This window comes from Paenibacillus terreus (assembly GCF_042138595.1).
Taxonomy (GTDB): Bacteria; Bacillota; Bacilli; order Paenibacillales; family Paenibacillaceae; genus Paenibacillus; species Paenibacillus terreus.
This window is the reverse complement of sequence record NZ_JBHIRX010000009.1, coordinates 80,125-93,632: the sequence shown is the minus strand read 5'-3', so window position 1 is coordinate 93,632 and position 13,508 is coordinate 80,125. Positions and strand designations below refer to the sequence as shown.

Genomic DNA, 13,508 nt, shown 5'->3' with positions numbered 1-13,508 from the left:
AATGCTAAGCATGCCCTTGCTGACGCTGAGCTCCTATGCTACACTGTAATACTGAACCGTTTCGTCTTTCTAAGATCTAGAAATCGAATCAATAATGATTGGCAGGTGAGTAATCATGTCAGCAGCACCCTCTTCCGCCCGCCAGCGGTTGCTGGATGTAGCTTCAGATTTGTTTTATCGTGAAGGGATTCGAGCAATTAGCATGGATACCATCGTTGAGCAATCCGGAGTAAGTAAAGCAACCCTCTATCGGCATTTCCCGACCAAAGATGAATTAATAGCCGCTTATCTTGAGGCACATGACCATCACATTTGGGAGCATTTTGACAAAGCCATCTCTACACACGAAGGAAACCCAAAAGCGCAACTATTGGCGCTGATAGACGCCGTTATTGAATTGTTCAAACCGGAGTATTATCGGGGATGTCCTTTTTTAAACGCATTTGCTGAATTCTCGGATGAAAATCATCCTGCCCATCGGCTGGCTTTTGAATATAATAATGCACTGCGCAATCGTTTGTCGCATCTTGGGCAGCAGGCAGGTGTGACTGACAAGTCCTGGCCGGATCAACTTCTATTGGTGATCAACGGAGCATATTCATCCATCCCGGTGCTCGGGTTAGCCGGATCTGCGAACCAACTTAAAAATATCGCGGCACTGATGATAAACGAACAAATCCATTAAACCTTAGGAGCATCATTGGAATAACCATAGTTATTTCCTTGATGCTCCTAAGGTTTTTTTAATATCAAAGGGCGATAAGAAATGAACCTTTGACAAGATACTAAACGGTATAGTATCATTTGGTTGAGGTACTAGACGGTTTAGTATCATTTCATGTCTCGTTACATATTTCGTTGGATTAAAAAAGGGAGGAAATTACATGAGTGAAGTATCAGTTATTGGTTTGGGTCCTATGGGGGCAGCGCTCGCACAGGCGCTGCTCAGAAACGGAAAGTCAGTTGCGGTCTGGAACCGGACGCTCTCGAAGGCAGAATCTCTCGTTCAGCAAGGTGCGGTACTCGCTTCTTCCGTTTCTTCGGCAATTAGCGCGAGTCCTATCAGTATCGTTTGCGTTGCCAACTACGGAACTTCTGCCAGTATCCTTGATACTAAAGAAGTTGCTTCCGTTCTAGCCGGCCGTACTCTAGTTCAGCTAAGTACGGGGACCCCTCAGGAAGCGCGAAACAGTGAGCTTTGGGCACAGGATCGAGGTGTCGACTATTTGGATGGTGCCATACAGGCTTGGCCTAGTCATATTGGGGGACCAGATACGGTAATACTCTTTTCAGGTTCACATACCGCATTCCACAAAAGTGAGCCGTTTCTCAGGATTCTTGCTGGAAACTCAATTTACTTGGGTGAGTCGGTGGGTGCAGCATCTGCTCAGGCTTTGGCAGTTATCTCATACCTTTTAGGAACATGGCTGGGTTTCGCTCACGGAGCTCACATACTGGAATCGGAAAACCAGCCAGTTGACTCCTTCGGTTCTATGATCGCCGCTATCGCACCGTTACTTGGGGAAGAAGCCAAGCATCAGGGGAAGGTCATCCAGACAGGAAATTTCAATAACCCTGAAAGCTCCCTCAAAACCTCCACAGATAGCGTGGAGCGGCTCGTTCAACAAGCGACTGAAGCCAAGATCAATTCAGAATTTCCTGCGTTTGCAATGCCGCTTTTTGCCAAAGCTGCCACGATGGGCTTCGGAGATGAGGAAGTGTCCGCGATTATTAAAGTACTTCGCAGTGATTCCACCTCTACGCAGAATCATGCATAAACCACATTAATTGACATTCCACAGGCTAAAGCCGTGGGATGAATCAGCTAAATATCTGTAAAATCGCAGCCGCATTTATTGTCGGCTGCCGGTTTATACTCTCAATCCATCCATAAAGAAGCTTAAAGGGTTAGAAACCCACTTCCTGGGATGAAGAATGAGCTGAATCTTCAGCTTCAGTTCGGAATGTTCAAAGGGCAAGACTTTAAGTTCTCCACGTTCGATCTCCTCAATTGCTGCCATTTGGGGCAGAATTGATATACCATATCCTGTTTTGATACTCCTTTTAATCGCTTCCGGATTCCCAAGCTCGAGGCCAACTCGATAAGCAATTCCGTTTGCACGAAGCATTCTCTCTAACAGCTGCCTGTAATTGCAGGTATGCTCAGGCATGATCCACTCCGCATCAATCAGATCATTCAGTTCGATTTTATGCTTTTCTAATAGCGGGTGGTTTGGATTGACGATTAGAACAAGCGGTTCTTCACGAATCGTGACCCATTTTAAATTGGAATCATAAGAATCGTCTGCCAATATAAGCCCTACATCTGCTTCCCCTTCCTTAACCTGGTGCAAAATCATTTCTTCGCGATCCGTATGCAATCTTATATTCAGATTAGGATATTCTCTTCGGGTGGCCTGGATATAAGAAGCCAGAAAATAAGAAGCGATAGAATCCATGGTGCTGATGGTTATTGAGCCCCCACCCTGCTGTGCCATTTTTTCCTTGGATTGCTCAAAAAGCTCCAGCATTTGGCCAGCAAGCTTAAATAACTCTTCCCCTGCGGACGTAAGGCGAATCTTATTATTGCTATAGCGCTCAAACAATTTGACATTATAAGCCTTCTCAAGCTTTTGAATTTGGGTTGTAACACTGGATTGTGCATAACCAAGCGCCTCTGCTGCTCTAGTAAAGCTTTGACGTATTGCTACTTCTCGAAAAGTCTGAAGATAGGTAAAGTCCATTCAAGCCACCTCATCAAAAATATTGATTACAACCATCGCTTAATATAGATAACTACAATGCTAGTTCCTATGGTACATTGAATTCACTCCAACTGAAAGGGTTTGCTAATGATGATTAAAGAGCAGGACGTTTATGGAATTTTCATACCGGTAATCACCCCTTTTTCGAGTGACAACAAACTGGATATTCAGTCGTTTCATAAATACATCAGCCATCTCGCAAGCCATGACATTCAGGGGCTGGTCATTAACGGTACCACAGGAGAGTCACCGACTGTCCAATGGGAAGAAGTAAAACAGATGGTTGAAGTTACGAAGGACATCTTGACGAGAATGCATAAAAAAATTCCGATTGTCGTCGGCACGGGTACAAACGATACCTACGCAACGATTAAACGTACAGAATTGGCAGCTGAATTAGGGGCGGACGCAGCAATGGTCGTTACTCCCTACTACAATAAGCCGACGCAGGAAGGGATTTTGGAACATTTTCGCAGAGCTTCCCAAGTCGGCTTACCTGTCCTTGTGTATGAAATCCCGGCTCGAACAGGCAGTCGAGTCACAGTGGATACCATGAGGAAAATAATGGACCTTGATGGGGTGATCGGGCTGAAGGACAGCTCCGGCGGCCTTGAGCTGCTCTCCGCTTTGATGGAGTATGAGACAAAACCTGTGCTCTGCGGACAAGATGAACATTTTCACGCCATGTTGTGCCAGGGAGCCACAGGTGGAATGCTCGCATCCGCCAATATTCACACCAATCGTTTTATTGAGATATACCAGCGGTTTGCTGCCGGTGATATTAATGGATCGAGAGACGACTTCAAGACTCTGGAGCCCATGATCCATCATTTATTTGAAGAGCCTGTCCCGGCCCCACTCAAGTGGCTGCTTACCCGGCAGGATATCATTGCAACTGAACAATTACGTCTGCCGCTTATGCCCGTAACGGAGGGGATAAAACAAAAATTAATGGAGGTGCTCTCTGACGCTAGCGTTTAAAGGCAGGCACCGATTTGGGGCACGATTGCTCAACTGGAATCAATTTCGCAGGTTGTAACGATCCTGCCCGTCACTTCAACGAAACAGAGAGCATCCATCGTAGCGGTGTGTGATCGGAGACCACGGATATGTACAGGAAAGGCCACCCCACAAATGGGATGGCCTTTCACGCGGATTGGTTGAATCTTTATTCCTCTTCGTCCTCCCAAAACACTTCTGTAAACTTATTTAACGGAAAAAGGATAGGCACACTCCGGCCCGGAGTCTGCATAAATTCGACGAAATCCCGACCGAGCTGAATCAAAGGCCCCCGCAATTCCCCCATATCTTCCGCAATGGCTGTCAATGCAAAAGGCTTTGTCCGTTTAACCCGTTCGTTCAGGACGATAAAGAAGGAGGATTGGAGCTTAACTACCGTTGTTCCGACTGTAAACGAGGACTTGGTCACTTTAGTGAGCTTGCCTGTCGTCTTAGTTAGCCTAAGAAGTCCGGGCTGGGACACCGTAACCGTCCGTCCTACGAGCGGCTGCAGACGTTGAACCAGAGTAATGTCCTGCGAGACCTGGCAGCTACGAATATTTTTCTTGCGCATTATATCTCCTCCTCATAGATACTAGGTTGAATCCCTTAGTAATCTATGCTCGTCCCTGTTAATATGCTTGGGTGAATCTTCCGTTCATTGCAATCATCCTCCGTACAATCCGCCTGCTCTTCAAAAGGATGGTTCCTCTGCCTCCATCCACATGAAAAAGGCCATCGCATTCACGAAATCCGCTCGTGAATCGATAGCCTCTAATTAATAGAGAAAAAACTGCGCTTACTCGCCTTGAAACGCCCCTTCTGCGATTAAACAGGGCTCCTTACTTCACATCCATCCATCCCTGGATCGTGCCGAAAAGAGCATCCTTCGACTGGTAGCCCACCATTTTGTTCGTTGGCTCTCCTCCGCGGAACAGCACAAACGCAGGTGTTGCCATAATGCCAAGACTGGATGCCAATTCGGAATGCTCCCAGACGTTTATTTTCGCTACCTTCAACCGGTCGGCGAGCTCCTGCCCCAATTGCTCCAGTGCAGGCTCAGCGGCCCGGCAAGGGGGACAGTGCGGGCTGCTGAAGCTGACGAGCAGCGAATCCGATTCGCCTACAATGTCGCTCCAGTTATCGTCCGTCATCGTGATGATGGTCATGCGTCATCGCTCCTTTGGCGCGTTCCTCCGCCATCCGCCGCTCCTCGAAGATCGACCTTACCCGCTCCTCCAGATTCGACTTGATCATGGCCAGGAGCTGGATTTGTTCGTCAAGCTCGGTGATTTTCGATTCATAGACAGGCACGATGTCGCGGCAGAACGCTTCTTTGTTTTGCAGCACGCAGTGAAGGAAGCCGGCGATTTGTTCGGTCGTGAAGCCAAGATTCATATACAGCCGGATCGCTTTGACCTGTTCGACTGCAAGCAGGCTGTATTCCCGGTAGCCGTTATCAGAGCGCATGGGCGCGATCAGCTTTTGCCGCTCATAATAACGGAGCGAACGTATGCTTACCCCCGTCTTGCGGGCAAGTTCACCGATTTTCATATCATCCACCTCCGTTAGTTCGATCCTCGTGCTGCATCCCAAGTATAAACCGTGACAACAATGTCAGGGTCAAGAGGAAAATGCGGTATAGCTTTTAGCTATAACCAGCAATATATTTTAACAGTTACACGTTATCCCTCAAATCGTGATAGGATTACACAACAAAGGTAAGAGGAAAGAGGGATTTTTAATGACAACCGTGAATCAGTCCAACAACCATTCTACCATCTTTCGTGTGGATCAGGTCGGAAGCCTGCTGCGTTCCGATGCCATAAAAAAAGCGCGCCTGCAAAGAGCGAATGACGAAATTTCAGCAGAACAGCTGCGCAAGATTGAAGACGGGGAAATTGCAAGAATTGTGCAAAAGCAGAAAGAAATCGGCCTGCAGGCCGTGACGGACGGAGAATTCCGCAGAGCCTGGTGGCATTTTGATTTTCTGGAAAACCTCGTTGGTGTTGATGGCTATTGGTCAGGGAGCGGGATTCAATTTCAGCAAAAGCAAACCAAGTCCCGTGCCATTAAAGTAACCGGCAAGCTCGACTTTGCAGATCATCCTATGCTGGAGGATTTTAAATATCTTAACCGTGTAGCTGGAGATACTACCGCGAAATTTACCATTCCTAGCCCAAGCATGCTTCACTTCCGCGGTGAGATTGACAATTCGGTCTATCCGGATGAAGAAGAGTTCTTTGACGATCTGGCCAAGGCATACAAAAAAGGCATACAGGCATTCTATGATGCCGGCTGCCGTTACCTGCAGCTTGATGATACTTCCTGGGCTTATTTATGTTCGGAAGAGCAGAAAGAACAGCTTCGCGCCAAAGGCAAGAACCCGGACCATTTGGTCAACATGTACTTGCAGACGCTAAACAAAGCTGTTACGGATCGCCCTGATGATTTGAAAATAACCATGCATATTTGCCGTGGCAACTTCCGCTCCACCTGGATTTCCTCCGGCGGGTATGAGCCTGTTGCGGAACCGTTATTCGGGCACCTGAATATCGACGGTTTCTTCCTGGAATATGACAATGACCGTTCAGGTGGGTTTGAACCGCTCCGTTTTGTGAACAGATCCGATTTAAGCATTGTTCTGGGCCTGGTCACTTCTAAATTCGGAGAGTTGGAAAACAAGGATGACATTAAAAAGCGCATCGAAGAAGCTTCAAAATTCGTTCCATTAGAGCAGCTCTGCTTGAGCCCGCAATGCGGATTCGCCTCTACGGAAGAAGGCAACTTGCTGACAGAGGAGCAACAATGGGCAAAACTGCAGCATGTTGTGGAAATCTCCAAGGAAGTTTGGAAGTAAAGGAGCACACCTGATGCGTACAGTTCAGGCTTCCAGGGTTATCGCTGAAAGCAAATTTAATAAATTTCACTTACTCGTGTTTCTATGGTGCTTTTATGCCATCGCCTTCGACGGGTTTGATATTGCTTTATACGGCATTGGCTTGCCGATGATGATGGATGAATACAAGCTGACTCTCGTAGAAGCGGGAGCCATTGGCAGCTATTCGCTCATCGGCATGATGATCGGCTCCTTTTTGCTTGGTTCACTGTCCGATCTCATTGGACGAAAAAAAGTATTAGTGATCTGTATGCTTTTATTCAGCGTATTTTCTCTTTTGGCAGGGCTCGCTCCCAATCCTCTCATCTTTACGATCATGCGTTTTATTGCAGCGCTCGGGATGGGTGGATTAATGCCCGCCGTCATTGCCATGATGACAGAGTATTCGCCTAAAAAGAACAGAGCGCTGATAGTCGCAATGATGTACTGCGGTTACTCCATAGGAGGCATATTGGCTTCACTTACGGGGATGTATTTAATGGAAAGCCTGGGATGGAGATTTTTATATTGGCTGGGGATTATCCCGCTGATTACCCTGCCATTTTTTATCAGACAATTTCCCGAATCGCTATCTTTCCATATTCTTCGTAACCAGGGTGAGCACATCGCCAGGATTCTGAACAAAATCAATCCTCAGGGGAACTATGCAGCAACCGATGATTTTGAGTATGTGAGTGTTCAGGAACGCGCCAAAGGATTCCCGGCCAAAAAGCTGTTTTCCGACCGTCGCGGTGTCAGTACCTTTGCCTTCTGGATCACAGTGTTCAGCTGTCTGCTGATGATCTACGGCCTGAATACCTGGCTGCCCAAAATCATGCAGGGCTCCGGATACGGAATCACATCAAGCCTGTCCTTCAGCCTTGTACTGGGAATCGGACAAATTGGAGGCTCGCTGCTTGGCGGTTACCTGGTGGACCGGTTGGGGCATCGCAACGTGCTTTTGATCATGTTTTTCATCGGGGCCATTTGCTTTGTTTCTCTAAGTGTAACGTCTAACCTGCTTCTGCTGTATCTCCTGATCGCCATTGGCGGAGCATGTACAGGCGGGACACAGAACCTCGTGAACCCTTATGTATCCGAGTTTTACCCGCAGGAGGTCCGCACCACTGGTCTTAGCGTTACCGTCGGGATTGGCCGCATAGGAGCCATATTGGCCCCTCTCATCATCGGTCTCTTGCTGGCAACCCATTTAGCGCCACAGCAGGCGTTCATGGCCTTTGCCCTTCCAAGCATTCTCGGGGCAATCGCTCTTTTGTTAGTTCAAGAGAAATACGGGGCCTTTGAAAGACTGGTCAAAGCATCGAAATAGCCTTAATAGCATAACTCTATCATGCCTCCTTAATGACAGCCAGACAATCTGGTTCATTAAGGGGGCATTTGCATTTATCCCAACTTACCGCATCGGTTTTATGAAATTAATCATTGACTGCTGGACCGTCCGGACAGTATAGTAATTCTGGAGGTGCTGCCATGAACCGTAATTCGAAACGCACCGCTATCCTGAAGGTGGCCTGCAGACTGGTTAGAGAAATGGGAGCCTCTCATCTTACACTGGACGCAGTAGCCAGAGAAGCAGGCATTAGCAAAGGCGGATTGCTCTACCATTTCCCCAGTAAGGAAGCACTGATCCAGGCAGCTTTGAATGATTTTTTGGACCGATTCGATTCGGAAACGGATGCCGAGGCTGCGAGCAATACCGCCCTCAATAACGGTTGGGCTCAAGCCTATTTAATCAAGACATTCGAGATCAGCAAGGATGATCTGGAAATGAGCTTCGGGATCTTGGCGGCCGCGGCCAGCAATCCCGATCTGCTTGCACCCATGCGGCAGCGTTATTTATTGTGGCAAAGCCGGATGACGGCGGAATGCAAAGATCCGGTCACAGCAACGGCTGCCAGACTAGCCGCAGATGGCTTGTTCTTTTGCGAGCTGTTTGGCTTTGTCCCGCTGGATAGCCAGCTGCGGGCTGACGTACTCTCTTACCTGTTAACCAAGGTAGAGAGCAAACCACAATAAGCATGAACACGTAATTAACCACATGAATTTCAACAATTTCCTATTCCCCTCCACCTGACAGCAGGAGAGACAATCGTAAGCAGTTGGCTGCATGAAAGGCCGAACGTTTCGATAGGATGCTCTCATTTTGTTGTCTGTTACCCGAGTTTCTTCTTCCGTTACAGTCAATAAGTTCAATCCGAATCCCATCCAAACGCTGACGGTACTGCCTTTCATCCCGACGAAATCAACATTTTCCACGAAAGGATGTGTGCCTTGCCGATGGCTAATATACAGCGGTCAACATCCAGCCGCTTCGATTTCAGAAACGGATTATATTTAGCCGTCTCCGTTATTTCCGCTGGCTTCGCCTTATTGCTATGGTGGGTCGCCAGTTACAACGAGTGGGTGAATCCCCTGTTCCTGCCCTCTCCTGCCGACGTATGGTCCGCATTCCTCACCATCGCCCAAGAAGGTTATAAAGGAACGACCTTGCTGGCTCATATCGGCGCAAGCCTGCAGCGGATCGCCATTGCCCTGATTCTCGTTTTTCTCACGGCTGTGCCCCTGGGCATTCTCTGTGGCAGAATTCGCTGGCTGCGGGCAGTCTTCGATCCGTTTATTGAATTTTACCGCCCGCTGCCGCCGCTGGCCTACTATTCCCTGCTTGTGCTTTGGTTCGGAATTGAGGACACGTCCAAAATCATTTTGCTGTTCCTGGGCGGCTTCGCACCGATGTTTATTGCCGCCGTGTACAGCGCGCGCCGTATTCCCGCCGACCGGATCAACGGGGCCAAGTCTTTGGGTGCAAACAAATTGCGGCTGTATGTGTTCGTTATCTTCCCTTCCTGCCTGCCCGATTTGTTAACAGGTCTGCGCACAGCAGTCGGGGTCACATATGCCACCCTGGTCGCAGCTGAAATGATCGCCGCCGTCTCCGGCATCGGCTGGATGGTGCTGGATGCCAGCAAATACTTGCGCAGCGACATTATCTACGCCGCCATCATCATTATGGGGGTCATCGCCATCCTCATTGACACGGCCATAAGACTGCTCATTCAACGGGTATCCCCGTGGATTGAACATTAATTTTCAGAAGAAGGAGCACATCCATATGAATCATTTTCCCTTAAAATCGTCCCGTTTGGCTTCTGCCTTCCTCCTGCTGGCTATCATGCTGCTGGCGGTAGGCTGCGGCAAACCCGCCAATGAGCAAGCAAGCCAAAACGAAGCTTCCTCCCCCACATCCGCCAATGGCTCTGGCAGCAGCGAGCTTCCAAAAGAAATCCGCATCGGCTACCAGGTATCTCCCAACGGGGAATTGGTCGCTAAAGCGCTCGGCCTGGCCGAGAAGAAATTTCCCGGGGTCAAGATCTCGTGGCTGAAATTCGACTCCGGACGTGATGTGAACACGGCGATGGCCAGCGGAAGCATCGACTTCGGGCTTGTCGGCACTCCTCCGGGCGCTTCAGGCATCGCGCAAGGCTTGCCGAACAAGATTTATTACATTCATGACGTCATCGGCGAGAGCGAAGCGCTTGTCGTACAGGGAAGCTCCGGCATTCAATCCCTGCAGGATCTGCAAGGCAAAACCATTGCCACAACCTTCGGCTCGACCTCCCATTTCAGCCTGCTGTCGGCGCTCAAACAGGCAAATATAGATCCGGCCGGCATCAAGATCATTGACATGCAGGCTCCCGACCTGCTTGCGGCCTGGCAGCGCGGCGACATTGATGGCGCATATACCTGGCAGCCCGTGCAATCCAAGCTGCTTGCCGAGAGCGGTAAAGTCATTATCACCTCCAGGGAAGTCGCCGAAAAAGGCGCCCTAACAGGTGAATTCGGCGTAGTTCATGACGACTTTGCCGCCAAATATCCGCAGGCCGTCAAGCTCTACATTGAGGTTCTGGATGAGGGAACAAAGTACTACCGGGATCATCCGCAGGAAGCGGCCGAGGCTTTATCCAAGGAGCTTGGCTTGTCTGTTGAAGAAACGCTGAAAGCCATGAATGAAATTACCGTGCTGGATGCGGCGGCCCAGACAGATCCCAAATATTTGGGATCGCCCGATCAGCCAGGTCAATTCGCTGCATTGCTGAAGCAAACGGCGGATTTCCTTGTGGAGCAGCAATCGCTCAAGAGTGCACCGGGACTTGATGTGTTCCAGAAGGCGCTTCTTAACGATCTGTATACAAAATAGCGAAAGATAGTTTCAAAGCTGGACAGCTTCAAAAAGAAAGGCGGAAACAACTATGAGCGTAGCAAATCATGCCCCTCTCACAGCCGGTGTGAATTCGAATCAACAAGCTTCATCGGCCCTGGATGTTATGCCATCCGGCGTGCAATTGACAGATCTCTCTCTAACGTATAACCAAGGGAATCTCGCAATCCGGGCTTTGGAGCGGATTGAACTATCCCTTGCGCCAGATGATTTCGTGTGCGTTCTCGGACCTTCAGGCTGCGGCAAATCATCACTGCTCAATATTATTGCTGGATACTTAAAGCCTTCCAGCGGGTACGTCTTCATTGACGGTGAGGTTCATACCAGACCAACGCCCCAGGTAGGTGTCGTTTTCCAGCACGCGAATTTGTTCCCCTGGTTATCGGCAGCCGGAAATGTAGAATTTGGGCTGCGGATGGCCGGAATGCCCAGGAAGGAACGCAAACAGAAGGCGGCACGCTACATAGAGATGGTTGGACTTGAGTCCGCTGCCTCACGGCTGCCTCATCAGCTGTCCGGAGGCATGAAGCAGCGCGCTGCGCTTGCGCGGACATTGGCAACAGAGCCCAGAATCGTATTAATGGACGAACCGTTCAGTGCATTAGACGCGCTTACCCGGGAATCCATGCAGCTGCATATACGCCAAATTTGGCAGCACACACGCCGCTGCTTTTTCTTCATTACACACGACGTGGATGAAGCGCTGCTGCTTGGCCGGCGGATTATTGTCATGCAACCGAATCCCGGCAGAGTCGTTCAGGATTTCAGCAACCCTCTTCTGCACGATTCAGAACTGCCCGCCTTTCAAGCCATGCGCGCAAACAAGGATTTTACCGATTTGCGGCAGCATTTGCTGTCTCTAATTGCCGGCAGCCAAACTACAAAATAAGAGGAGTGTTCCCTCAACATGGAAATGTTCTGGTATTTGCCCACCATGGGAGATGGAAGATATTTGGGTACAACCCGCGGAGCCAAAATAACCGACCTGCATTACTTCAGACAAATCGCCCAAGCGGTGGACCGGCTCGGTTATTCCGGTATGCTGGTGCCTACCGGCCATGCCTGCGAGGACGGCTGGGTCGTAGCCTCAGCGCTCATGCAAGCGACAGAAAGATTGAAGTTTCTGGTTGCCGTTCGCCCAGGCGGAATATCGGTCAGCATTGCCGCCAGGATGGCGGCATCCTTCGAACGGTTATCCTCCGGCCGCCTGCTTATTAATGTCGTAACGGGCGGTGATCCGGTAGAAATGAAAGGGGACGGAATCTTTCTCTCCCATCGCGAACGGTACGAAGTTACGGATGAATTTCTCCAGGTGTGGAAAAGGCTCATGAGCGGCGAGAGCGTCACGTTCCAGGGAAAGCATATTCATGTGGAAGGCGCCAAGCTGCAGTACACTCCCTTTAGCCGGCAGTCTCCCCCGCTGTTTATCGGTGCTTCTTCCGAGGCCGGGCACGAGGTCGCAGCGAAGCATATCGATACCTATCTAACCTGGGCAGAGACACCCGCCATGGTGGCCGAGAAGATTGCCGACGTAAGAGCACGCGCAAGCCAGCATGGCCGGAGCATCAAAATCGGTCTGCGTGTGCAAATTATCGTGCGGGAAACGGCCGAGGAAGCATGGGATTCCGCCCGCAGGCTCATCCAGCATGTCACCGAGGAGGATGTCGAAGAAGCGCAATCGCTGCTTGACCGCTTCGATTCCGTTGGACAAAGACGCATGACCCAGCTTGTACGCCAGCATCGGAACACGCTTGAAGTCAGCCCCAATTTATGGGCAGGCATCGGGCAAGTAAGAGGCGGTGTCGGTACGGCATTGGTCGGCAGTGCCGATGAAGTGGCGGAGCGTCTGCAGGAATATGCCGCCCTTGGCATTGATACCTTCATTTTATCGGGCTACCCGCATCTGGAGGAGGCTTACCGCATCGCGGAATTGCTGTTTTCAAGACTTCCGGTTACCTACTCTCAGCCTCCGGCAGAAAGCGAATGGACAGCGATGGGCGAGCTTCTGGCTGAGAACCGAAAACCAAAAGCATAATTTGCTTTATAAAAATTAAGGGCAAAAACCCAAATATTTTTTGTTGCAATCTCAAATGAATGTGATAATATATGAAGTGCGTGAAATTTGGAAAGCTGATATTCTGAATATTCGGGATCTTTCCAAGCAGATAATTTTTGACCACTCCTTAAGGATGTTAAGGCCATACGGACAGCCGGGTCAAATGCCGATTGGCAACTTTGTTGCCTTATTGATTGAGTTAAAAGCTCAAATTTTATAAGTTGGTTACTTTACAACCAGTGCATATGCACATCAACTTGTGAAACGATCAATAAGAGTGGTAAAAGTAATTATTTGCTATATAGACTCTGATCCTTTATTGATATATTCCGAATATTAAAAAGCTTTCTAACAAAAGTCCTGCTTTGATGATGCACGGATACGGAATACTTTTGTTACGGGGTTACCCTGTGCTTTTTTAATATGAATGATTATATCTAAGCAAGTGTGATGCGCGAGTAATGCGTTTTTGCACTTGCTTTTTTTGTTGCCAGAAATTGCAGGTGCAGGCCGCACGTTAGTATCGATGGTTATGAAATTCCGCTTTAAACAAATCTATTACAGTTAGGGGAT

Annotated in this window: 15 protein-coding genes; 11 read left to right on the top strand and 4 right to left on the bottom strand. The window is 49.1% G+C overall.

Annotation, left to right across the window (positions count from 1 at the left end; translation table 11 throughout):
- Positions 1 to 115 precede the first annotated feature (115 nt).
- A complete protein-coding gene (locus tag ACE5KN_RS17020; RefSeq protein ID WP_375526190.1) occupies positions 116 to 685 on the top strand; it encodes a TetR/AcrR family transcriptional regulator in 570 nt (189 codons plus the stop codon).
- A 199-nt stretch (positions 686 to 884) separates the two neighbouring features.
- A complete protein-coding gene (locus ACE5KN_RS17015; protein WP_375526189.1) occupies positions 885 to 1,778 on the top strand; it encodes an NAD(P)-dependent oxidoreductase in 894 nt (297 codons plus the stop codon).
- Positions 1,779 to 1,871: 93 nt separating this feature from the next.
- Here ACE5KN_RS17015 and ACE5KN_RS17010 read toward each other — a convergent pair whose 3' ends face one another.
- On the bottom strand, positions 1,872 to 2,744 hold the full coding sequence (locus ACE5KN_RS17010) for a LysR family transcriptional regulator (protein WP_375526188.1): 873 nt from the start codon (positions 2,742 to 2,744) through the stop codon (positions 1,872 to 1,874).
- A 111-nt stretch (positions 2,745 to 2,855) separates the two neighbouring features.
- On the opposite strand from ACE5KN_RS17010, the gene dapA reads away from it, so the two are divergent.
- Positions 2,856 to 3,746: a 4-hydroxy-tetrahydrodipicolinate synthase gene (gene dapA, locus ACE5KN_RS17005; protein ID WP_375526187.1), complete on the top strand. Its 891-nt coding sequence runs from the start codon at positions 2,856 to 2,858 to the stop codon at positions 3,744 to 3,746.
- A gap of 187 nt (positions 3,747 to 3,933) precedes the next feature.
- Here the strand turns inward: dapA and ACE5KN_RS17000 are convergent, their stop codons facing one another.
- From ACE5KN_RS17000 to ACE5KN_RS16990, 3 genes are all read right to left on the bottom strand, one after another.
- Complete coding sequence (locus tag ACE5KN_RS17000; protein ID WP_375526186.1) at positions 3,934 to 4,338, bottom strand: hypothetical protein; 405 nt, start codon at positions 4,336 to 4,338, stop codon at positions 3,934 to 3,936.
- Between the two features lie 268 nt (positions 4,339 to 4,606).
- The gene (locus ACE5KN_RS16995) at positions 4,607 to 4,933 is read right to left on the bottom strand and encodes a thioredoxin family protein (protein ID WP_375526185.1); all 327 of its coding nucleotides are present in this window, start codon (positions 4,931 to 4,933) and stop codon (positions 4,607 to 4,609) included.
- On the bottom strand, positions 4,905 to 5,318 hold the full coding sequence (locus ACE5KN_RS16990; protein ID WP_375526184.1) for a MerR family transcriptional regulator: 414 nt from the start codon (positions 5,316 to 5,318) through the stop codon (positions 4,905 to 4,907). The genes ACE5KN_RS16995 and ACE5KN_RS16990 overlap by 29 nt, the downstream gene beginning before the upstream one ends.
- Positions 5,319 to 5,508: 190 nt before the next feature.
- On the opposite strand from ACE5KN_RS16990, the gene ACE5KN_RS16985 reads away from it, so the two are divergent.
- The 8 genes from ACE5KN_RS16985 to ACE5KN_RS16950 all read left to right on the top strand — a co-directional run bounded on the left by ACE5KN_RS16985 (position 5,509) and on the right by ACE5KN_RS16950 (position 13,155).
- Complete coding sequence (locus ACE5KN_RS16985; RefSeq protein WP_375526183.1) at positions 5,509 to 6,624, top strand: 5-methyltetrahydropteroyltriglutamate--homocysteine S-methyltransferase; 1,116 nt, start codon at positions 5,509 to 5,511, stop codon at positions 6,622 to 6,624.
- Positions 6,625 to 6,637: 13 nt separating this feature from the next.
- Complete coding sequence (locus ACE5KN_RS16980) at positions 6,638 to 7,972, top strand: MFS transporter (RefSeq protein ID WP_375526182.1); 1,335 nt, start codon at positions 6,638 to 6,640, stop codon at positions 7,970 to 7,972.
- A gap of 161 nt (positions 7,973 to 8,133) precedes the next feature.
- Positions 8,134 to 8,679, top strand: coding sequence for a TetR/AcrR family transcriptional regulator (locus ACE5KN_RS16975; protein WP_375526181.1), 546 nt, complete (start codon positions 8,134 to 8,136; stop codon positions 8,677 to 8,679).
- A gap of 261 nt (positions 8,680 to 8,940) precedes the next feature.
- Positions 8,941 to 9,747: an ABC transporter permease subunit gene (locus ACE5KN_RS16970; protein WP_375526180.1), complete on the top strand. Its 807-nt coding sequence runs from the start codon at positions 8,941 to 8,943 to the stop codon at positions 9,745 to 9,747.
- Between the two features lie 25 nt (positions 9,748 to 9,772).
- Complete coding sequence (locus tag ACE5KN_RS16965) at positions 9,773 to 10,858, top strand: taurine ABC transporter substrate-binding protein (RefSeq protein WP_375526179.1); 1,086 nt, start codon at positions 9,773 to 9,775, stop codon at positions 10,856 to 10,858.
- A 52-nt stretch (positions 10,859 to 10,910) separates the two neighbouring features.
- Complete coding sequence (locus ACE5KN_RS16960) at positions 10,911 to 11,768, top strand: ABC transporter ATP-binding protein (RefSeq protein ID WP_375526178.1); 858 nt, start codon at positions 10,911 to 10,913, stop codon at positions 11,766 to 11,768.
- Between the two features lie 18 nt (positions 11,769 to 11,786).
- Positions 11,787 to 12,914 carry an FMNH2-dependent alkanesulfonate monooxygenase gene (ssuD, locus tag ACE5KN_RS16955; protein ID WP_375526177.1) on the top strand — a complete coding sequence of 376 codons (1,128 nt, stop codon included), beginning with the start codon at positions 11,787 to 11,789 and terminating at the stop codon, positions 12,912 to 12,914.
- Between the two features lie 55 nt (positions 12,915 to 12,969).
- Positions 12,970 to 13,155, top strand: coding sequence for a hypothetical protein (locus ACE5KN_RS16950; RefSeq protein WP_375533119.1), 186 nt, complete (start codon positions 12,970 to 12,972; stop codon positions 13,153 to 13,155).
- Positions 13,156 to 13,508: the final 353 nt, after the last annotated feature.